Source organism: Pseudomonas caspiana, from assembly GCF_002158995.1.
In the GTDB taxonomy this organism is placed as follows: domain Bacteria; phylum Pseudomonadota; class Gammaproteobacteria; order Pseudomonadales; family Pseudomonadaceae; genus Aquipseudomonas; species Aquipseudomonas caspiana.
This window is the reverse complement of the sequence record NZ_LOHF01000002.1, coordinates 220,278-241,716: the sequence shown is the minus strand read 5'-3', so window position 1 is coordinate 241,716 and position 21,439 is coordinate 220,278. Positions and strand designations below refer to the sequence as shown.

The 21,439-nt window shown below is 56.7% G+C and carries 20 protein-coding genes; 15 read left to right on the top strand and 5 right to left on the bottom strand.

Translation table 11 applies throughout. The features are described from left to right. Nucleotides 1-76: 76 nt before the first annotated feature. Nucleotides 77-331 (top strand): FAD assembly factor SdhE, encoded by a 255-nt coding sequence (locus AUC60_RS03465; protein ID WP_087264694.1) that lies wholly within the window; start codon nt 77-79, stop codon nt 329-331. Further along, on the top strand, nt 315-782 hold the full coding sequence (locus AUC60_RS03460) for a protein YgfX (protein ID WP_087264693.1): 468 nt from the start codon (nt 315-317) through the stop codon (nt 780-782). Before AUC60_RS03465 ends, AUC60_RS03460 begins: the two co-directional genes overlap by 17 nt. On the opposite strand, the gene nadB is transcribed toward AUC60_RS03460, so the two are convergent. Beyond that, a complete protein-coding gene (nadB, locus tag AUC60_RS03455; protein ID WP_087264692.1) occupies nt 751-2,367 on the bottom strand; it encodes an L-aspartate oxidase in 1,617 nt (538 codons plus the stop codon). The two genes, AUC60_RS03460 and nadB, sit on opposite strands and share 32 nt — an antisense overlap. 496 nt (nt 2,368-2,863) lie before the next feature. Here nadB and rpoE point away from each other — a divergent pair, with 496 nt between their 5' ends. From rpoE to pdxJ, 11 genes are all read left to right on the top strand, one after another. Continuing rightward, entirely contained in the window at nt 2,864-3,445 is a 582-nt protein-coding gene (gene rpoE / locus AUC60_RS03450; RefSeq protein ID WP_020288878.1) for an RNA polymerase sigma factor RpoE/AlgU, read from the top strand. A gap of 31 nt (nt 3,446-3,476) precedes the next feature. Continuing rightward, complete coding sequence (locus tag AUC60_RS03445; RefSeq protein ID WP_087264691.1) at nt 3,477-4,067, top strand: sigma-E factor negative regulatory protein; 591 nt, start codon at nt 3,477-3,479, stop codon at nt 4,065-4,067. A gap of 8 nt (nt 4,068-4,075) precedes the next feature. Beyond that, the gene (locus tag AUC60_RS03440) at nt 4,076-5,038 is read left to right on the top strand and encodes a MucB/RseB C-terminal domain-containing protein (protein WP_087264690.1); all 963 of its coding nucleotides are present in this window, start codon (nt 4,076-4,078) and stop codon (nt 5,036-5,038) included. Nucleotides 5,039-5,388: 350 nt separating this feature from the next. Then, nucleotides 5,389-6,777, top strand: coding sequence for a DegQ family serine endoprotease (locus AUC60_RS03435; RefSeq protein ID WP_372489462.1), 1,389 nt, complete (start codon nt 5,389-5,391; stop codon nt 6,775-6,777). Nucleotides 6,778-6,948: 171 nt separating this feature from the next. Then, nucleotides 6,949-8,745 (top strand): translation elongation factor 4, encoded by a 1,797-nt coding sequence (gene lepA / locus AUC60_RS03430; protein ID WP_087264688.1) that lies wholly within the window; start codon nt 6,949-6,951, stop codon nt 8,743-8,745. Between the two features lie 9 nt (nt 8,746-8,754). After that, nucleotides 8,755-9,609, top strand: a complete 855-nt coding sequence (gene lepB, locus AUC60_RS03425) for a signal peptidase I (RefSeq protein ID WP_087264687.1) — start codon at nt 8,755-8,757, stop codon at nt 9,607-9,609. Between the two features lie 114 nt (nt 9,610-9,723). Next, a complete protein-coding gene (locus tag AUC60_RS03420) occupies nt 9,724-10,101 on the top strand; it encodes a DUF4845 domain-containing protein (protein ID WP_087264686.1) in 378 nt (125 codons plus the stop codon). Further along, a complete protein-coding gene (gene rnc, locus AUC60_RS03415) occupies nt 10,098-10,787 on the top strand; it encodes a ribonuclease III (protein ID WP_027899778.1) in 690 nt (229 codons plus the stop codon). The genes AUC60_RS03420 and rnc overlap by 4 nt, the downstream gene beginning before the upstream one ends. Next, nucleotides 10,780-11,682 carry a GTPase Era gene (gene era, locus AUC60_RS03410; RefSeq protein WP_087264685.1) on the top strand — a complete coding sequence of 301 codons (903 nt, stop codon included), beginning with the start codon at nt 10,780-10,782 and terminating at the stop codon, nt 11,680-11,682. Before rnc ends, era begins: the two co-directional genes overlap by 8 nt. Before the next feature lie 69 nt (nt 11,683-11,751). Further along, a complete protein-coding gene (gene recO, locus AUC60_RS03405) occupies nt 11,752-12,438 on the top strand; it encodes a DNA repair protein RecO (RefSeq protein WP_087264684.1) in 687 nt (228 codons plus the stop codon). 50 nt (nt 12,439-12,488) lie between these two features. After that, nucleotides 12,489-13,235: a pyridoxine 5'-phosphate synthase gene (pdxJ, locus tag AUC60_RS03400; protein WP_087264683.1), complete on the top strand. Its 747-nt coding sequence runs from the start codon at nt 12,489-12,491 to the stop codon at nt 13,233-13,235. 63 nt (nt 13,236-13,298) lie between these two features. On the opposite strand, the gene cmoB is transcribed toward pdxJ, so the two are convergent. From cmoB to lon, 4 genes are all read right to left on the bottom strand, one after another. Further along, nucleotides 13,299-14,258 carry a tRNA 5-methoxyuridine(34)/uridine 5-oxyacetic acid(34) synthase CmoB gene (gene cmoB / locus AUC60_RS03395; RefSeq protein ID WP_087264682.1) on the bottom strand — a complete coding sequence of 320 codons (960 nt, stop codon included), beginning with the start codon at nt 14,256-14,258 and terminating at the stop codon, nt 13,299-13,301. Then, nucleotides 14,255-15,031 carry a carboxy-S-adenosyl-L-methionine synthase CmoA gene (gene cmoA, locus AUC60_RS03390; RefSeq protein ID WP_193441838.1) on the bottom strand — a complete coding sequence of 259 codons (777 nt, stop codon included), beginning with the start codon at nt 15,029-15,031 and terminating at the stop codon, nt 14,255-14,257. The genes cmoB and cmoA overlap by 4 nt, the downstream gene beginning before the upstream one ends. A gap of 59 nt (nt 15,032-15,090) precedes the next feature. After that, nucleotides 15,091-15,483 (bottom strand): protease inhibitor I42 family protein, encoded by a 393-nt coding sequence (locus AUC60_RS03385; protein ID WP_087264681.1) that lies wholly within the window; start codon nt 15,481-15,483, stop codon nt 15,091-15,093. A 248-nt stretch (nt 15,484-15,731) separates the two neighbouring features. Then, entirely contained in the window at nt 15,732-18,152 is a 2,421-nt protein-coding gene (gene lon / locus AUC60_RS03380; RefSeq protein WP_087264680.1) for an endopeptidase La, read from the bottom strand. A 265-nt stretch (nt 18,153-18,417) separates the two neighbouring features. On the opposite strand from lon, the gene AUC60_RS03375 reads away from it, so the two are divergent. Beyond that, nucleotides 18,418-19,089 carry a methylamine utilization protein gene (locus tag AUC60_RS03375; protein ID WP_087264679.1) on the top strand — a complete coding sequence of 224 codons (672 nt, stop codon included), beginning with the start codon at nt 18,418-18,420 and terminating at the stop codon, nt 19,087-19,089. Next, entirely contained in the window at nt 19,086-21,437 is a 2,352-nt protein-coding gene (locus AUC60_RS03370; protein ID WP_087264678.1) for a bifunctional diguanylate cyclase/phosphodiesterase, read from the top strand. The genes AUC60_RS03375 and AUC60_RS03370 overlap by 4 nt, the downstream gene beginning before the upstream one ends. Nucleotides 21,438-21,439: the final 2 nt, after the last annotated feature.

Genomic DNA, 21,439 nt, shown 5'->3' with positions numbered 1-21,439 from the left:
AACTACTGCGACTAATGCACGGTTCGCTCATGAGGCTTGCGGTTGTATACTCGCCGCCTATTTTGAGGAGCGCTCCATGGTCGAAGACGTCGAACTCAACCGCCTTTACTGGCACAGCCGCCGCGGCATGCTTGAACTGGATGTGCTGCTGGTACCGTTTGTCCGGGAAGTCTATCCGACGCTCAACGATGTTGACCGCGAACTGTATCGCCGCTTGCTGACGTGTGAAGACCAGGACATGTTTGGCTGGTTCATGCAGCGTGCCGAATCTGAAGATGCCGAACTTCAACGCATGGTTCGCATGATTCTGGACCGTGTCCAGCCCAAGTGATCGTTTTGAATGCCATTGGCATGCCTCAAGGGCATTGCTGGTGGCATACAGCGGCGCGCAACTTCTGGCTCTGATCTCTCTTTATTTCCTGGCTGTTCCAGGTTGGGCGGTGGGGCTCGGTCTGGCGCTGTGTATGGCTCATGGCATCTGCGTGTTACCCGGTTCAATTCTGCTGAACGGTAGCACTGCCTTTACCGGCCTGCGGCGCAACGCCGAAGGCTGGCAGTTGTGGAGCCGGCGCGATGGCTGGCAGTCCGTGCAGTTGTGCCGCGACAGCATCGCGCTGCCTATGATTGTTGTGCTGCGTTTTCGCCTTGCGGGTGAAAGTCGCAGCAGATGGCGGATGACGCGTGGTCTGTGTATCCCTCGCGACGCACTGGCGCCGGATATTCACCGGCGACTGCGACTACGACTGAAATTCAGTCGAAGTAGGTGGGCGGCACCAGAATAGTGTCCATCGCTTCGGGCAGCATGTCCGGGTAATCCAGCGTGTAGTGCAGGCCCCGAGACTCCTTGCGCTCCATGGCCGAGCGGATCATCAGTTCGGCAACCTGTGCAAGATTGCGCAACTCAATCAAGTCTCTGCTGACTTTATAGTTGCTGTAGAACTCATCAATCTCATCAAGTAGCAGACGCACTCGATGCTGAGCGCGCTGCAAACGTTTGTTGGTGCGCACGATTCCCACGTAGTCCCACATGAATCGTCTTAGCTCATCCCAGTTGTGGGCGATGATCACGTCTTCATCGGAGTCGGTCACTTGACTGGCATCCCACATCGGCAAAGGCACGGCTGCCGGGATCTGGGGCAGTTGTTCAAGAATGTCTGCTGCCGCCGAACGGGCATAGACGAAGCACTCGAGCAGTGAGTTGCTAGCCATGCGGTTGGCACCGTGCAGACCAGTGCAACTGGTTTCACCAATGGCATACAGGCCAGGTACGTCGGTGCGGCCGCGAGAGTCAACCATTACGCCGCCACAGGTGTAATGCGCCGCCGGGACTACCGGTATCGGCTCGCGGGTGATGTCGATGGCGAATTCTAGGCAGCGCTCATAGACCGTCGGGAAATGGCTCTTGATGAAGGCTTCAGGTTTGTGGCTGATGTCCAGATAGACGCAATCGATGCCCAGGCGCTTCATTTCGTGGTCGATGGCGCGAGCAACGATGTCGCGAGGCGCCAGTTCAGCACGGGAGTCGAAGCGCTGCATGAAGCGTTCGCCGTTAGGCAGCTTGAGGTAGGCACCTTCCCCGCGAAGCGCTTCAGTGACCAGGAAGCTCTTGGCTTGCGGATGATAAAGGCACGTCGGGTGGAACTGGTTGAATTCCAGGTTCGCTACCCGACAACCTGATCGCCAGGCCATAGCAATGCCATCCCCGCACGCGCCGTCAGGGTTGCTGGTATAGAGGTAGACCTTGGCTGCACCGCCAGATGCCAGGACAGTGAAGCGTGCGCCATAAGTGTCGACTTCGCCGCTGCTGCGATTAAGCACGTAGGCGCCCAGACAGCGTTGTCCTTGCAGGCCGAGACGGCGCTCGGTGATCAGGTCGATGGCAACGCGCTGTTCCAGTAACTCAATATTGGGCCGGGATCTGGCTTGCTCCAGCAATGTCGTGAAAATTGCTGCGCCGGTGGCGTCTGCCGCGTGAATGATACGGCGATGACTGTGGCCACCTTCGCGAGTCAGATGGAATTCGAAACCGCTGTCTTCGCTGCCTGAGTGATCTTCACGAGTGAAGGGTACGCCTTGATCGATCAGCCACTGAATTGCTTCGCGACTGTGTTCAACGGTGAAGCGCACAGCGTCTTCATTACACAGTCCGCCACCCGCATCGAGCGTGTCCTCCACGTGGGATTGCACGGTATCGCTTTCATCAAGAACCGCGGCAACCCCGCCTTGGGCCCAGAATGTGGAGCCATTGGCCAGCTCTCCCTTGCTAAGGACCGCGATCCGAAGATGGGTGGGCAGTGTCAGAGCGAGGCTCAAGCCTGCTGCGCCGCTGCCGATTACCAGTACGTCGTGTTGAAAATGTTGGCTCATCTCTGAACTCCGCATGCTGCGGCCACTAGTATAAGTAAGGGTCTAGCGGCACAATAGCCGCGCCTTTATGGCAATGTGGAACCATGAAGGGCCCGGATTGTGCTCCAGTCCGTGTCTGAATGCATACCGTTACCCGTCAGTTAGTGCGCAGACTCCGTAATACTGCGGCTATCTTCCTACGAAGTGACGTTATTGGTCTCACGCTGGCGATAGAACTCAGGGAACTTTTTATGATGGCCCGGGTTCAATAGCTGGTTGCCTGTAAAGGGACGGCGTCGGCTTTTAATGGGGCTGGATGAAGCTGCCACCTGCGAATTCGACGACTAGATTATTCGCGCAGCCGACCTGGTTCGAGCTGCGTTTTTCCGTGCGGACCATTGAGCGTCCACAGGAAACTTGCCTGGAGGGGAGAACTTTTGCGAGAAGCCCGAGTCTATGTATGCAAGCCGACACACTGGCGGGTACAGCGCTCCTTCAAGCTCTATGAGGAGTGTTCATGCTAACCCAGGAAGAGGATCAGCAGCTGGTCGAACGCGTTCAGCGCGGCGACAAGCGAGCTTTTGATCTGTTGGTGCTGAAGTATCAGCACAAGATTCTCGGGTTGATCGTGCGTTTCGTGCACGACACCCATGAAGCTCAAGACGTTGCACAGGAAGCCTTTATCAAGGCCTATCGTGCACTTGGAAATTTTCGCGGTGACAGCGCCTTTTACACGTGGCTGTACCGCATCGCCATTAACACGGCGAAGAACTATCTGGTATCGCGCGGTCGGCGACCACCAGATAGCGATGTAAGGTCTGAAGACGCGGAGTTCTACGATGGCGATCATGGCCTCAAGGACATCGAGTCGCCGGAGCGTGCATTGTTAAGGGATGAGATCGAGGGCACTGTCCATCGAACCATCCAGCTTCTCCCGGAAGATTTGCGTACGGCACTAACTTTACGTGAGTTCGACGGTCTGAGTTACGAGGACATTGCCAGCGTCATGCAATGTCCGGTGGGTACCGTGCGATCTCGGATTTTCCGCGCTCGGGAAGCCATCGATAAAGCCCTGCAGCCGTTGTTGCAGGAATCCTGAGACAGCGGCGATAGCCAAGAGAGGAACCGCCATGAGTCGTGAAGCCCTGCAGGAATCGCTGTCCGCAGTGATGGATAACGAAGCGGACGAACTGGAATTACGTCGGGTGCTTAATGCAATCGACGATGCGGATACACGTGCCACATGGTCGCGTTATCAGATTGCTCGTGCAGCGATGCACAAAGAGCTGTTGATGCCTCACTTGGATATCACGGCTGCAGTCTCTGCCGCGATCGCCGATGAAGTCAGCCCGTTGAAAGCCGGTCGTGGCCCATGGCGTAGCCTGGGACGTCTGGCAGTTGCTGCCTCCGTTACAGTTGCCGTTCTGGCTGGTGTACGTCTGTACAACCAGGATGACATTGCCGGTGCACAGTTGGCGCAGCAGGCTCCACAGCCTGCCAGCCTGTCTGTTCCTCAGGTGAAAGGTCCGGCTGTACTGGCAGGTTACACCGAGAGCAGCGAACCTGCTCAAGGTCCAATGGTTAACGGTGTTCTGCAAGGTCAGGCTGGCCAGGATCAGCGTATCCCCGGCTACCTGCGTCAACATGCTCAACAGGCAGCGTTGAAAGGTACTGAAAGCGCTCTGCCTTACGCCCGCGCTGCAAGCCTGGAAAACCGTTAAGGAGGATCATGCGCGCCATCCCTCTATTGCCCTTGTTGCTTGGTGGATGGCTTGTCCTCCCCGCTCATGCCGATGATGCGCAAGACTCGCTGAAGCGTCTTGCGCAGGCTGAGCAAAAGCAAAGCTTTCAAGGCACCTTCATTTACGAGCGAAATGGCAATTTCTCTACTCATCGAATCTGGCATCGGGTAACTGATGGCAAGGTTCGTGAGCGCCTGCTCCAATTGGATGGTTCCGCTCAGGAAGTGTTACGCGTTGATGGGGTAACCCAGTGCGTCAGTGGCACTCTGGAAGCAGGAGTCTCCAATGTCCCTGATTCTGCAGTTCATGCATACGATGTTAAGAAGCTTTCCGCCTGGTACGACATGAAAGTCGTTGGTACTTCGCGTGTGGCTGGTCGTCCGGCAAAAATCATTGCACTGGCGCCCAAGGATCAACATCGTTACGGCATTGAGTTGCACCTCGACGATGAAACCGGATTACCACTCAAGTCGCTCCTGCTCAGTGAAAAAGGGCAGCTCCTTGAGCGATTCCAGTTCACTGAATTTGATACTGCCAGCGTCCCTGCTGATCAGATGTTGCAAGCCAGCGCTGATTGCAAGCCTGTGGACGTTGCCAAGGCCAAGCCAGAAGCTTCCAGAAAACCAGCGCCTTGGCGTCTGGAGTGGACGCCGCCAGGCTTCGAGTTGAGCAGTAGCGCAGTTCGCAAGGATTCGGCTTCCAGCGTCCAGATCAGCAATCTGATGTATGACGATGGCATTGCCAGATTCTCGGTCTTCGTAGAACCCATCAGTGGTGCGGCGGTAACTGATACGCGGACTCAGCTGGGTCCCACCGTTGCTGTGTCTCGTCGGCTCACGACGCCTAAAGGCGACGTGCTGGTGACAGTTGTGGGTGAAGTGCCAATTGGTACGGCCGAGCGAGTTGCGCTTTCGCTTCGCAGTACTGATCTGCAAGCCAGTAAGAAGTAGTTCGCAAAAGTGATGGTCAGTGCCCAAGATGTAGAAGGTTTCATCTTGGGCCAGGTAAGCCGCAGAGCAAGCATTTGCAGGGCTTATGGTCAGTTCTCCGAAATGTTTGGTGAGCTTTCCAGGTTGCAAAAACTCTCGTTTTTTTCTATAGGTCACAGCCTCGCAGCTCTGGCCTTTGTTGTTTCAGGGCCAGGAAAGTGGCTGCCGGAAATCTGCACTCGGTCGAGTGCCATGGCCGTCGGTCTTCTGGGACGTTCGGTCTGTACTGCTTAACTATGCTCGTTGTGAACGGGAGCCATATGTCGATACCAAGCTTGAAATCCTATCTCTCACTGTTTGCCGCTGTGCTGATGCTTGGGCAAGTCGTCACGGCTCAGGCCGAGGCGTTGCCGGACTTCACCAGCCTTGTCGAGCAAGCTTCCCCTGCCGTCGTAAACATCAGTACCCGTCAGAAAATGCCGGAGCGCTCCGTCGCTCAGAACCAAATGCCTGATCTCGAAGGCTTGCCGCCGATGTTGCGCGAGTTTCTTGAGCGCAGCGTGCCGCCAGGTTCTCGTCCGCCTGGGTCGGGTCGTGGAGACCGTCAGCGTGAAGCGCAATCGCTGGGGTCAGGTTTCATTATTTCGGCTGACGGCTATGTCCTGACCAATAATCACGTGATCGACGGGGCTGATGAAATTCTGGTTCGTCTGTCTGATCGCAGTGAGTTGAAAGCCAAACTGGTCGGTACGGATCCGCGCACTGACGTTGCCGTTTTGAAAATCGAAGGAAAAGACCTGCCTACGGTCAAGCTCGGCAACTCCGAGAAACTTAAAGTCGGCGAGTGGGTATTGGCGATCGGTTCACCGTTCGGCTTCGATCATTCGGTGACCAAAGGTATTGTCAGCGCCAAAGGCCGTAGCCTGCCGAACGATACTTATGTGCCGTTTATCCAGACTGACGTGGCGATCAATCCGGGTAACTCCGGTGGTCCGCTGTTCAACATGTCGGGCGAAGTGGTCGGTATCAATTCGCAGATTTTCACCCGCTCCGGTGGTTTCATGGGCCTGTCGTTCGCGATTCCTATCGATGTAGCGCTGGACGTTGCGAATCAGATCAAGGCTAGCGGCAAGGTAAACCGTGGCTGGCTGGGCGTTGTGATTCAGGAGGTTAACAAAGACCTGGCTGAATCCTTCGGTCTCGACAAGCCTGCCGGTGCGCTGGTTGCTCAGGTGCTCGACAACGGTCCGGCTGCGAAGGGTGGTCTGCAGGTTGGTGACGTCATCCTGACTGCCAATGGTACGCCTATCGTGATGTCGGCTGATCTGCCGCACTTGATTGGCAACCTCAAGGATGGCAGTAAGGCTGAGCTGGGCATCATTCGTGACGGCAAGCGTCAAAACCTGACTGTTACGGTGGGCGCGTTGCCCGATGAAGGTCAGGAGATGGGCTCCGGTGCTGCCGCTGGTGTTGAACGCAGTAGCAATCGTCTGGGTGTTTCGGTTGCAGATCTCACCGCTGAGCAGCAGAAGACTCTTGAGCTCAAGGGCGGTGTGATCATCAAGGAAGTGACCGACGGTCCGGCGGCTCTCATCGGTCTGCAAGCTGGCGATGTGATTACCCACTTGAACAATCAGGCCATCAGCTCGGCGAAAAACTTCACCGAAATAGCCAAAGCCCTGCCGAAGAATCGTTCTGTCTCCATGCGTGTATTGCGTCAGGGCCGTGCGAGCTTCATTACCTTCAAGCTCCCTGAATAGCAGGGTTGATTAACAAGGAAGGGCGGCGCTGACCGCCCTTTTTTGTATCCGGAGTGTGCCCTGATGCTTAACCAGTCGCCTCTTAACGTGACGCCCCAGCGTTAGTTCAGGTACAATTCCCGGCTATTTTTTGGCGGGTAATCTGCCTGCATCCTTTTTGAGTGTTGATCCGTGAGTGATTTGAGTCATATCCGTAATTTCTCCATCATCGCCCACATTGACCATGGCAAGTCGACGCTGGCCGACCGCTTCATTCAAATGTGCGGTGGCTTGTCCGAGCGCGAAATGGAAGCTCAGGTACTTGACTCCATGGATCTCGAGCGTGAGCGCGGGATCACCATCAAGGCCCACAGCGTCACGCTGCACTACAAGGCCAATGACGGCAAAACCTACCAGCTGAACTTCATCGACACCCCAGGCCACGTTGACTTCACCTATGAAGTCAGCCGCTCCCTGGCAGCGTGCGAAGGTGCGTTGCTGGTTGTGGATGCCGGTCAAGGCGTTGAAGCCCAGTCCGTTGCCAACTGTTATACCGCCATCGAGCAAGGCCTTGAGGTCATGCCGGTACTGAACAAGATGGACTTGCCGCAGGCCGATCCGGATCGCGTCAAAGACGAAATCGAGAAGATTATCGGCATTGATGCCACTGACGCCGTAGCGTGCAGCGCCAAGAGCGGTATGGGCGTCGATGAAGTGCTGGAGCGTCTGGTTCAGACCATTCCTGCACCTACCGGTAACATTGAAGATCCGCTGCAGGCGTTGATCATCGACTCGTGGTTCGACAACTATCTGGGCGTCGTCTCCCTGGTTCGTGTGCGTCACGGCCGGGTGAAGAAGGGCGACAAGATCCTGGTCAAGTCCACTGGCAAGTTGCATCTGGTCGACAGCGTGGGTGTGTTTACTCCCAAGCACACGGCCACTGCTGATCTGAAAGCCGGTGAAGTAGGCTTCATCATTGCAGGTATCAAGGACATTCACGGTGCGCCGGTGGGTGACACGCTGACCTTGAGCACCACGCCTGATGTTGAAGTCCTGCCGGGTTTCAAGCGTATCCAGCCTCAGGTTTATGCCGGTCTGTTCCCGGTCAGTTCCGATGATTTCGAAGACTTCCGCGAAGCGCTGCAAAAGCTCACGCTGAATGACTCGTCCTTGCAGTACTTGCCAGAAAGCTCTGACGCACTGGGCTTCGGCTTCCGTTGCGGCTTCCTCGGCATGCTGCACATGGAAATCATCCAGGAGCGTCTGGAGCGTGAGTACGATCTGGACCTGATCACGACTGCGCCTACCGTTATTTTTGAGCTGTTGCTCAAGACAGGCGAAACGATTTACGTCGATAACCCGTCCAAGTTGCCAGACATTTCGGCCGTGGAAGACATGCGCGAACCGATTGTCCGGGCAAATATTCTTGTGCCGCAGGAGCACCTGGGCAACGTCATTACGCTGTGCATCGAGAAACGCGGTGTTCAGCATGACATGCTGTTCCTGGGGACTCAGGTGCAGGTGACTTACGATTTGCCGATGAATGAAGTGGTTCTGGACTTCTTTGACCGTCTCAAATCCGTAAGTCGTGGTTACGCATCGCTGGACTATCATTTCGACCGTTATCAGTCTGCCAATCTGGTTAAGCTGGATGTGCTGATCAACGCCGAGAAGGTCGATGCACTGGCGCTGATCGTGCACCGTGATAACGCGGCTTACAAAGGCCGTGCGTTGACCGAAAAGATGAAGGAGCTGATTCCTCGGCAGATGTTCGATGTAGCGATTCAGGCGGCCATTGGCGGTCAGATCATTGCGCGTACAACCGTCAAGGCTCTCAGAAAGAACGTATTGGCCAAATGTTACGGCGGCGACGTCAGCCGGAAACGTAAATTGCTCGAGAAGCAAAAGGCCGGTAAGAAACGCATGAAGCAGGTCGGCAACGTGGAAATTCCACAAGAAGCTTTCCTTGCAGTGCTCAGGTTGGAATAGTCAGGTCCTATGTCACTAAATTTCCCGCTGTTGCTGGTCATCGCTGTTTTTGTCTGCGGTTTGCTGGCGTTGCTCGATCTGGTCATCCTGGCACCTCGTCGCCGGACTGCCATCACGATGTATCAGGGCAGTGTCAGCCAGCCGGATGTTGCGGTGGTCGAGCGCCTGAACAAAGAGCCATTGCTGGTTGAATACGGCAAATCGTTCTTCCCGGTACTGTTCATCGTGCTGGTTTTGCGTTCGTTTCTGGTCGAGCCTTTTCAGATACCGTCAGGATCGATGATCCCGACGCTGCGGGTCGGCGACTTCATCCTGGTGAACAAGTTTTCCTACGGGATTCGCTTGCCAGTCATTGATGAAAAGGTCATTTCGATTGGTGAGCCGAAACACGGCGATGTAATGGTGTTTCGCTACCCAAGCGACCCAAGCGTCAATTACATCAAACGTGTAATCGGTTTGCCGGGTGACCAGATTCGCTACACCGGTGACAAGAAGCTGTTCGTCAACGGTGAGCTGGTGGCCAAGCAGTTGATCGGCACCGAGCCTGGAACGCTGGGCAGCGCTGAGCTTTACAGTGAGAAGCTGGGTGAAGTTGAGCATCAGATCCGCCAGGAAATGAGCCGCTATCGTGCGCCGCCTGACCGTGAGTGGACTGTGCCGGCGGGCCATTACTTCATGATGGGCGACAACCGCGACAACTCCAACGACAGCCGCTACTGGGATGATCCCAACATTCCCAAGGATGAGTTGGGCATGGTTCCGGACAAGAACATTGTCGGTAAGGCTTTTGCTGTGTGGATGAGCTGGCCTGAGCCGAAACTGAGTCACTTCCCTAACTTCTCGCGAGTAGGGTTGATCAAGTAATCAATGCGGCGCTGTGTTCTACAGCGCCGTATGTCATTTGGGCTTGCTCGAAAATGTACCGCGACTGATGAAACCATCTGCGTGTGCGATGACGAGCTATCCTTGGGGTCGTACATGACGTTCGCCAGCTCGCAAAAGGGATGGTCGTTTACAGGAGTATTGCTGGCGATAGCGCTGGGAATATTTGTACTGAGCGTGGCTTTCAAGCTGGTCCCGCACTACCTCGATAACAGAGAGATGAAAAAAATCATCAATGCGGTTGATAGCAACCGGGCTCTGGAAATCAGTACGGTCAGCGAGTTTTACAGTTATGTCGGCAAGAGCATGCAGGTCAACAGTATTCGGGATGTGGATTTGAATAAGGCGTTAAGCGTGACGGTAGAGAACAACAGGTTCCTTGCCCATTTGAAATATGAAAAACGTGAATCACTGATCCAGAATATTGATCTGGTGGTGATGTTCGATGACACCTTCAGCGTGGGTAAACCGTGAGCGTTTCCTTGAGTCGCCTGGAGCGTCAGCTCGGCTATACCTTCAAGGATCAGGAACTGATGGTCCTGGCCCTGACCCACCGCAGCTTCGCTGGGCGCAATAACGAGCGCCTGGAGTTCCTCGGTGATGCCATTCTTAATTTTGTCGCCGGTGAAGCGTTGTTCGATCGCTTCCCGCAGGCCCGCGAAGGCCAGTTGTCGCGCCTGCGAGCGCGTCTGGTAAAGGGTGAAACCCTCGCCTTGCTGGCTCGCGGTTTTGATCTGGGTGAATACCTGCGTCTGGGGTCTGGCGAATTGAAGAGCGGCGGATTCCGTCGCGAGTCGATTCTGGCCGACGCCCTTGAGGCGCTGATTGGTGCGATTTATCTGGATGCAGGCATGGAGATGGCGCGCGAGCGCGTGCTGGCCTGGCTGACTACCGAGTTCGACAGCCTGACGCTGGTCGACACCAACAAAGATCCAAAGACCCGATTGCAGGAGTTTCTGCAGTCGCGTGCCTGCGAACTGCCACGTTACGAAGTGGTGGATATCCAGGGCGAACCGCATTGCCGGACATTCTTCGTCGAATGCGAGATCACCTTATTGAATGAAAAAAGCCGGGGTCAGGGTGTCAGCCGTCGTATTGCCGAACAGGTAGCAGCGGCTGCAGCACTCATTGCCCTTGGCGTGGAGAACGGCCATGACTGATTCAATCGCAACACGCTGTGGCTATGTTGCCATCGTCGGCCGCCCGAACGTGGGCAAATCCACGCTGCTTAACCACATTCTCGGTCAGAAGCTGGCGATCACATCGCGTAAGCCGCAGACCACTCGCCACAACATGCTGGGCATCAAGACCGAAGGCGCTGTGCAGGCCATCTACGTTGATACTCCGGGCATGCACAAAAATGGCGAGAAAGCGCTCAATCGCTACATGAACAAAACGGCGTCGGCGGCGTTGAAAGACGTTGATGTTGTGATCTTCGTGGTTGACCGTACCCGCTGGACCGATGAAGACCAGATGGTTCTGGAGCGTATTCAGTACGTACAGGGCCCGCTGATCCTGGCGATCAACAAGACCGACCGTATCGAAGACAAGGCTGAATTGATGCCGCATCTGGAGTGGCTGCAAGGCCAACTGCCGAATGCGTCAATCGTGCCAATCTCCGCGCAGCACGGGCACAACCTGGACGCGCTGGAAAGTCTCATTGCCTCGCACCTGCCAGAAAACGATCATTTCTTCCCGGAAGACCAGATCACAGACCGCAGCAGCCGTTTCCTGGCCGCGGAGCTGGTTCGCGAGAAGATCATGCGTCAGTTGGGTGCCGAGCTGCCGTACCAGATCACCGTGGAAATTGAAGAGTTCAAGCAGCAGGGCAAAACCCTGCATATTCACGCGCTGATCCTCGTCGAGCGTGATGGTCAGAAGAAAATCATCATTGGTGACAAAGGCGAGCGTATCAAGCGTATTGGTACCGAAGCGCGCCGTGACATGGAGCTGCTGTTCGACTCCAAGGTCATGCTCAACCTTTGGGTTAAAGTCAAAGGTGGCTGGTCCGATGACGAACGCGCCCTGCGTTCGTTGGGTTACGGCGACCTGTAAGCCTGATTCAACGGCGCGACTGTTCTGGTCGCGCCGTTCTCGTGCCTTTGCTTTCCTAGAGCAGCCTGAATGACCAGCGTGCCAATCGGCCAACCTGCTTACGTGTTGCATAGCCGGGCGTACCGTGAAAACAGCGCACTGGTGGACTTCCTCACGCCTCAGGGCCGGTTGCGTGCCGTGCTGCGTAGTGCGCGAGGCAAGGCGGGCACGTTGGCTCGGCCGTTTGTCCCGTTGGAAGTAGAATTCCGTGGCCGTGGCGAGCTGAAAAACGTCGGCCGTATGGAAAGCTCCGGCGTCGCCAGCTGGATGGTCGGTGATGCGCTATTCAGCGGGCTCTACCTCAACGAACTGTTGATTCGCCTGCTGCCTGCCGAAGATCCCCATCCCGCGGTATTCGATCACTATGCTGCAACGTTGCAGGCGCTCGCCCAAGGGCGGCCGTTGGAGCCATTGCTGCGCTCGTTCGAATGGCGTCTGCTGGACGAACTGGGTTACGGCTTCGCGCTGGACGTCGACATCAACGGTGAACCACTGGACGCCAAGGGCATGTATCGACTGCAAGTGGATGCGGGGCTGGAGCAGGTGTATCTGTTACAGCCAGGTTTGTTCAATGGCACTGAACTGCTGGCCATGGCTGAGGCTGACTGGAGTGCCCCAGGCGCCTTGTCCGCCGCCAAGCGGTTGATGCGTCAGGCGCTGGCCGTGCATCTGGGCGGCCGTCCATTGGTTAGTCGCGAACTGTTTCGCAAGCCCTAATCAGGCTTTATGCTCACCGACCTGTTTCGATCATATTTCAGGAGACACCCGTGACTCACAGCACTCGCATCCTTCTTGGCGTGAATATCGATCACGTTGCCACTTTGCGTCAGGCCCGTGGCACGCGTTATCCGGACCCGGTCAAGGCCGCGCTGGACGCGGAAGAGGCGGGTGCTGATGGCATCACCGTGCATTTGCGTGAAGACCGCCGTCACATTCAGGAGCGCGACGTACTGCTGCTCAAGGACGTGTTGCAGACCCGCATGAACTTCGAAATGGGCGTCACCGAAGAGATGCTGGCGTTTGCCGAGCGCATTCGTCCGGCTCATGTTTGCCTTGTACCGGAAACCCGTCAGGAACTGACCACTGAGGGTGGTCTCGACGTAGCGGGGCAAGAAGCCCGTATCAAGGCCGCAGTCGAGCGCTTGAGCAAGATGGGTTGCGAAGTGTCGTTGTTCATCGATGCTGATGAGCAGCAGATCGCTGCTTCAAAGCGTGTAGGCGCACCTGCCATCGAATTGCACACTGGCCGCTACGCCGATGCTCAAACGCCGACCGAAGTCGCTGAAGAACTGAAGCGGATCGCTGATGGCGTGGCTTTCGGCTTGGGCGAAGGCTTGATCGTCAATGCCGGTCACGGCTTGCATTACCACAACGTCGAGGCCGTGGCCGCGATCAAGGGCATCAACGAACTGAACATCGGCCACGCATTGGTGGCGCATGCGCTGTTTGTGGGGTTCAAGGCGGCGGTGGCAGAGATGAAGGCGTTGATTGTGGCGGCTGCGCATAAAGCCTGAGTCAGAATAACAACCTGACATGTAGGAGCTCGTGCGCTCCTACAGGGTCCTGTCGGCGGGTTCTTACGGCTTACGCCCCACGATCACTGCGCGCATCGGCGCGGGCAAGCCCTCCACGGTTTTGCTGTGGTCTTGCGGATCGAGGAAGTCACTCAGCGACTGGTAACGCATCCACTCGGTGCTGCGCTGCTCCTCAACAGTCGTCACGCTGACATCCACGCAACGCACGTCAACGAAGCCTGCCCTGCGTAACCACAGCTCCAGAGCGGCTACCGACGGCAGGAACCATACGTTGCGCATCTGCGAGTAACGGTCTTCCGGGACCAGCACCTGGTGCACGTCGCCTTCAACCACCATGGTTTCCAACACCAGTTCGCCACCTTTGACCAGGCAATCCTTGAGTGCCAGCAAGTGATCAATCGGCGACTTCCGGTGATACAAAACGCCCATGGAAAACACCGTGTCGAAGCCTTCCAGCCGGGGCGGCAAGTCTTCAAGAGCAAACGGCAGATGCCACGCCGGTAACTCGGGCAAGTATTTCTGCATGGCCTGGAATTGGCAGAAGAACAGCCAGTTCGGATCGACACCGATCACGCTGTCAGCCCCGGCACCCAGCATGCGCCATTGGTAGTAACCGTTGCCACAACCCACATCCAGCACGCGTTTACCTTTGAGGTCCAGATGTGGCGAGACACGCGACCACTTCCAGTCAGAACGCCACTCGGTATCAATGTGCACGCCGAAAACATCGAACGGGCCTTTGCGCCAGGGAGAGAGCCCCATCAGCGCAGCGTGGGTTTGTGTTCTGGTCTGATCGTCGCAATCGACTTCCAGGGTGAAGCTGTCCTTGAGTTCGACACGTGACGGTTTCAAATCCGGCAGCGCATTGAGTGCGCCTTGCCAGCGTTCCAGGTCGCCATGACCCTTGGCCATTTTTGTGTCGAGTTGGGCCTGCAGGCCGTTGGCCCATTCAGCCAGAGGAGTGCCCGCCAGACGGCGGACCAGTGGGGCGAGATCAATCATGGCAGGGCAATCAACGAGGCAAAGTTAAGGCACTGGAACCACGGCACCACCTTGGAAAAGCCCGCGTCGAGCAGGCGTTGGCGGTGTTCTTCGAGGCTGTCGGGTTTCATCACGTTTTCGATGGCGCTGCGCTTCTGGGCAATTTCCAGCTCGCTGTAGCCGTTGGCGCGCTTGAAGGCGATGTGCAGATCGGTGAGCAACGTGTGTTCCTGCTCATCATTGAAACGCAGCTTTTCAGACAGAATCAGCGCGCCACCCGGCACCAGAGCCTGGCGAATACGGCCCAGCAATGCGAGGCGCTCTTCAGGCGCGATGAATTGCAGGGTGAAGTTGAGTGCGACCACCGAAGCAGGCTGAAACTCAAGGGCCAGAATGTCGCCATCAATCACTTGTACCGGCAGCAACTCCTGAAACATCGAATCCTGCGCATTCAGGTATTCACGGCAGCGCTCGACCATGGCGGCCGAGTTATCCACCGCGATCACTTTGCAGCCTTCGACCCGCACATGGCGGCGCAAGGCTTGAGTGACAGCGCCGAGTGAACTGCCCAGGTCATAGAGCACGCTGTTGGGTTGGGCGAATTGCGCCGAAAGTACGCCGAGGTTCTCGACAATCGTCGGGTAGCCGGGCACCGAGCGCTTGATCATGTCCGGGAACACCCGCACTACATCTTCGTTGAAGGCGAAGTCCGGCACCTGGGCAAGCGGCTGGGCGAAAATGCGGTCGGGTTCTTTGCTCACGGTGGTTCCGGCAGGGGCTGAAAAGTGCGGCATTTTAGCCAAATCCGCGCCTCGGCTGAAACCTCATCTCATCGAACGACAGCAAAACCTGTTCAGTTGACGGTAATAGTGCAATCGAACGTCTGTTCCGGTGGCACTTCCGGGGCCCAGGGCTGTTGATAAACCATCAGCAGGCGGCCAGTTCCGGCGGTTGATGCCTGATAGCGCCACACCGATTGCCCGGCACTGCCAACCATGTTTTTGTCGCCTGAGTTGTTGTAAACCTCAGGACCGAGACTGCGCAGGATTGAGGGCGCAGCGTCCTGGATCTGCCAGCGATAACCGGTTGTGGGCGAGCTGGGCAAGCTCAGCATCAGTGTCTGACCCGTTTTAAGGGGCAGCGGGCAGTCGCTTTGATCTTCGAGGGTGACGATTTGTCTGGGGTGCTGCGCACAGGCGGCGAGCAGTGACAGGCTGAACAGGGCTAGCAGACGCGCAGGGGGCATAGTGGCTCCGGTCTTTCATACGAAACCGGAGCATAACCGATGATTAATTGATGGGGCGAGTTTGTGACAGCGCGCGGTACGACGTGGGACCGGCTTTAGCCGGGAAGGCGCCGGTACATTCAACGCTTTTGTACCGTCAGAGATTCAGTCTTCCCGGCTGAAGCCGGTCCCACGACGCAAATACTTGAGATGTCATCTCTCTTGTGGGAGCGGGCAAGCCAAGCTCCCAGCAAGAAAATGATTACCTGTTAAAAAAGCACCTTCGCCACATCAGCAAAGCGTTTGGCGAAGTGCACGGTAATCCCTTCCTTCAGATAGTCCGGCAGCTCCTCGAAGTTACCCCGGTTAGGCTCCGGCAGGATCAGTTCATTGATTTTCTGCCGACGCGCCGCGATAACTTTCTCCCGAACGCCGCCAATGGGCAGAACATGCCCGGTCAGCGTCAGTTCGCCGGTCATGGCCACGCCTTTCTTCGGCGCCTGATTACGGGCCAGGGACAGCAGAGCGCTGGCCATGGTCACGCCCGCACTCGGGCCGTCTTTTGGCGTTGCACCTTCGGGAACGTGCAAATGCACGAACGCTTCGTCAAAGAAGGTCGGATCACCGCCGAATTGCTTGAGGTTCGAGCTGACATAGCTGTAAGCGATTTCTGCCGACTCTTTCATCACGTCACCCAATTGCCCCGTGAGTTTGAAACCACGGTTGAGTGTGTGAATTCGCGTCGCTTCAATCGGCAGGGTCGCGCCGCCCATGCTGGTCCATGCGAGACCGGTGATAACGCCGGTACCGGCCAGCACTTGCTCGTTACGGAAGACTGGCATACCCAGTGAGGCTTCCAGGTCTTTCGGGCCAACCTTGATCGTCGACTTGGGCGCGTCGATCAACTTCACCACCGCCTTGCGCACGACTTTGCTCAGCTGTTTCTCCAGTTGCCGGACCCCGGCTTCCCGCGCATAACCTTCAATGATCGAGCGCAATGCCGTGTCGCTGATACTCAGGCTACCCTTGGACACGCCAGCCTTTTCCAGTTGCTTGGGCCACAGGTGGCGTTTGGCGATGGCCATTTTTTCTTCGGTGATGTAACCCGACAGGCGAATCACTTCCATCCGGTCCAGCAATGGGCCGGGAATCGAGTCCAGGGTGTTGGCGGTGCAAACGAACAGCACTTTCGACAGATCCAGACGCAAATCCAGATAGTGATCGAGGAATTCGACGTTCTGTTCCGGGTCGAGGGTTTCCAGCAGCGCCGACGCCGGGTCGCCCTGGAAGCTTTGGCCCATCTTGTCGATTTCATCGAGCATGATGACCGGGTTCATGACCTCCATATCCTTGAGCGCCTGCACCAGCTTGCCCGGTTGAGCGCCGATGTAGGTACGGCGGTGACCCTTGATCTCCGCCTCGTCGCGCATGCCGCCGACACTGAAGCGATAGAACGGCCGCCCAAGTGATTCGGCTATCGAGCGGCCCACACTGGTCTTGCCAACGCCCGGCGGGCCAACCAGCAAGACGATCGAACCACTGATCTCGCCTTTGTAAGCACCCACCGCAAGGAACTCGAGGATGCGCGTCTTGATATCGTCCAGACCTGCATGGTGCTGGTCCAGCACTTTACGGGCGTGCTTGAGATCCAGTTTGTCTTTGCCAAAGACACCCCAAGGCACGGAGCTGGCCCAGTCCAGATAATTACGGGTAACCGCATATTCCGGAGAGCCGGTTTCCAGCACTTTGAGTTTGTTGATTTCTTCATCAATGCGCTTGCGGGCCTGGGCGGGCAAGGTTTTGCCTTTCAGACGGGCCTCGAACTGCTCGATGTCGGCGCTGCGGTCGTCTTTGCTCAGGCCCAGCTCCTGCTGGATGACCTTGAGCTGCTCCTTGAGGAAGAACTCGCGCTGGTGCTCACCGATCTTGCGGTTCACCTCGGCGGAGATTTCCTTTTGCAGACGCGCTACTTCGACTTCCTTGCGCAGCATGGGCAAGACTTTTTCCATGCGTTTGAGCATGGGCACGCAGTCGAGGACCTCCTGCAACTCGACGCCAGTGGCCGAGGTCAGCGCTGCGGCAAAGTCAGTCAGCGGCGAAGGATCGTTGGGGCTGAAGCGGTTGAGATAGTTTTTCAACTCTTCGCTGTACAGCGGGTTGAGCGGCAGCAGCTCCTTGATGGCGTTGATCAAGGCCATGCCGTAAGCCTTGACCTCGTCGGTCGGCTCGTTGGGCTGATGCGGATATTCGACTTCCACCAGATAGGGCGGGCGATGGTGTTTGAGCCAGGTCTTGATCCGCACCCGGCTAAGGCCCTGGGCGACGAATTGCAGTTTGCCGTTTTCACGGCTGGCGTGGTGCACCTTGACCAGCGTGCCGTACTCCGGTAGCGCAGCGGTATTGAAGTGTCGTGGGTCCTCGGGAGGCGTATCCATGAAGAACAGCGCCAAAGAGTGATGGTCGGACTTGCTGACCAGCTCCAGGGTTTCGGCCCAGGGCTCTTCATTGACGATCACCGGCAATACCTGAGCCGGGAAGAAAGGGCGGTTGTGAATCGGGATGATATAGACCTTGTCCGGCAGGTTCTGCCCAGGCAAAGCGAGCGTGGTGCTGCTGGAGTTCAGCGTTACTTCGAGCTCGGCTTCTACGTCTTCTGGCAAATCTTGTGAGTCTGCTTGCTGGTCGCTCATGGGGCACCTGCACAATTGAACATGGTGCTTAGATGGGGCAGTCGCCCTCAGGTTTCAATGGCAGCTGTCGATAGCCTATTGAGAGGAAGAAAAAACAAGCCATCCAAGGCCCCGGAACGACCTTTCGTCGAAACTTCATCGATGATGGCTAAATGCCTTTCCTCAGTGCGTGATCTTCCGTCTGACCGCAGCTACTCTGCGAGTGAGACCCTTCGTTGCCAAGGCTGGCGTTGTTTTATCCGGCTTTGCCGTTGTGGATTAGCTTATGAGCAAATTATTGTCGTTGATCGTTTTGACCGGTTGCTGGGCTTTGGGCGCGGCTTCAACTTCCGCTGCCACGCTGACCGCCCGGATTCTCGATCAACAAGGCAAGCCACTGAGCAATGCCGTGCTGACCCTGCAGGGGCCTCCCGGCAAGAGTATTGCGCTAAAGGCCGACATGGATCAGCGTGATCAGGAGTTCGTGCCGCGTGTATTGGCCGTGCACAGCAACACTGAAGTCAAATTCCCCAACAGCGACAACATTCGCCATCAGGTTTATTCCTTTTCTCCCGCCAAGCGTTTTGAACTGCGCTTGTACAGCGGCACTCCGTCCGATCCGCAATTGTTCGATAAACCAGGCGTCGTCGTACTGGGCTGTAACATCCATGACTGGATGGTCGGCTATATCTATGTCACAGACGAACCCTGGTTCGCAGTCAGCGACGCCAGCGGTGTAGTCAAGTTTGACGACATGCCCGCCGGGCATTATTCGGCAACCCTGTGGCACCCGAAGACCATCGATATGCAGCCTGCCAGCGGCGGCGAATTTGATGTTCCTGCTGCGGGGCTGAGCAAGGACTTCAAGCTGGAGGTAGAGCCGAGTACTGACGAAAAGCCGGACGGCGCTGCCCCCAGCGCATTTGGTGATGCTTTCCATAAAGCTGCTCACCAATGAATCTGCGTACAAGTTTTCAGGCGCGAATTGCCTGCGTGCTTATCGCATTGCTGCTGGTTGTAGTGGTAGCGGTGTTTCTCGCTGTCAAAGCGGCAACCGGCGACGCTGTTCGCTCTCAAGCGCAGACCCAGCTGGAGGTGGGCACTCGCGTGTTCGCCGATGTCATGGACATGCGTGGCAAGCGTCTGCGTGACGGCGTGCAACTGGTCTCGGCTGATTTCGGCTTTCGCGATGCAGTCGCCAGTTCCGATGCTTCGACCATCCGTTCGGTGTTGCTCAATCACGGTAGCCGGATCAATGCCAGCGACATGTTCCTGCTGAGCATGGACGGTACAGTCGTCGCCAGTACCATCCCGCAAATCGTTGAGGGCACCAAATTCCCGTTTGATCAGACGTTGCGCGATGCTCGCCGCAAAAGTCAGTCCATGGTCATCGTCCCGGGTGGCGGCGTACCACATCTGCTAGTGGAAAGTACCGTTCTGGCGCCATTGCCCATCGGTCGAGTGGTCATGGGTTTCAGCATGGATGCCGAACTTGCCCAGTCCCTGCGCTCGCTCAGTGGTCTTGAGGTGTCATTCCTCACCGTCGAAAACGGTAAGCCCGGACACTTGATCAGCACGCAACCTGCAGAGCTGGAGGACAGCCTGATAGCGCTTATGCTCAACCCGGCTGAAGGTCGGATGCACATGACCGAGCATGGTGGCCTGAGCTTCTTGAGCCAGACCATGGTGCTGGACAGCATTGACGGGAGTCAGGAGCAAGTATTCGCGCTACTGCAAAGCCCGATTGATAAAGCCATGCTGGCCTTCGCTCCGCTGGATGAAAAAATCTTCTGGATCTCGATTATTGCGTTGCTGGCTTCGCTGATCGGCACTTTGGGACTGGCGCGCAGTGTTTCCCAGCCTGTTCAGGTACTGGCCGGAGCTGCCAGACGTATTGGTGAAGGCGATTATAAAACCCCCGTCACATTGGCTCGCAGTGACGAACTGGGTCAATTGGCTGTGGCCATCAACAACATGCAGCAAGGCATTGCTGTTCGCGAAGATCAACTTGCGCACAACGCTCTGCATGACCCACTGACCGGTTTGCCTAATCGGGCACTCGCGATGGAGCGCCTGAGCAGCTCCATCGCTGCGCAGCGTGCCATGACCTTGCTGTATTTGAGTATCGATAACTATCTGGAGATCAGTGACGCGTGCGGTTCTGCCGGTGTTGACCAACTGCTGCAACAGATCGGCAAGCGCTTGCAGGGCACTTTGCAACCCGGTGACACCCTGGCGCGGCTGACAGCCAATGAATTTCTGGTGCTGTTGGACCATATCGGCAGTGACGGCGCGGTAGGTCGCGCCGACCAATTGCAGCGCATGTTGGATCAGCCTCAGCATGTCGACAGCAACGACGTCACGCTGGAATGCAGCATCGGCATTGCCAGCTATCCCGCGCACGGCGATTGCGCGGTAGAACTCCTCAAACGCGCCGCCATCGCCCGTCAGGATGCTGCGAATCTGCCAGGCCGGTTGCAGGTCTATCAAGACGGTCGCGATCTCGCCCACCAGCGTCAGATCAGCCTGATTCGCGACCTGCGTCATGCTGCGAAAAAAGGCGAGCTGATGCTGCATTACCAGCCCAAGCTGGATATTCGGCAAGGCACTGTACGTCAGGCAGAAGCCCTGTTGCGCTGGACGCATCCGCAGTTCGGTAACGTTTCGCCAGCCGAATTCATCGTGCTGGCCGAGCGCACGGGCAGCATCCAGTTGCTGACCAACTGGGTGATTGAAGAGTCCATGCGTCAGTTGGCTGAATGGTCCAAACGCGGTCTGTACTTGCAGGTGTCGGTCAATATCTCTGCCGATGACTTGCTCGGTGAGCACTTGGTCGAACGTGTCATCAAACTGCTCAAACTGCACAGCGTGCCTGCCGATCAGCTTATTTTCGAAATCACTGAAAGCGCTGTGATGCGCGAGCCTGAACAGGCGCTGATCGTGCTCAATCGCCTGCGCGATCTGGGCATCAGCCTCTCGGTGGATGACTTCGGTACCGGTTACTCGTCGCTCGCGCACCTCAAGCGTCTGCCGGTGCAGGAATTGAAAATCGACCAATCGTTCGTGCGTAACCTGGATGAAACCAGTGAAGACGCAGTGATCGTGCGTTCCACCATTGAGATGAGCCATAACCTGGGTCTCAAGGTGGTCGCCGAGGGCGTTGAATACGAACACAGTCTCAAGTTACTGGAGCGTTGGCACTGCGACACGGCTCAGGGCTATCTGATCAGCCGTCCGTTGCCTGCGGTCGCCTTCGAAGCCTGGATGGCCAAGTCCTTGTCTTCACCCAGTCTGATGGTTCATTAAGC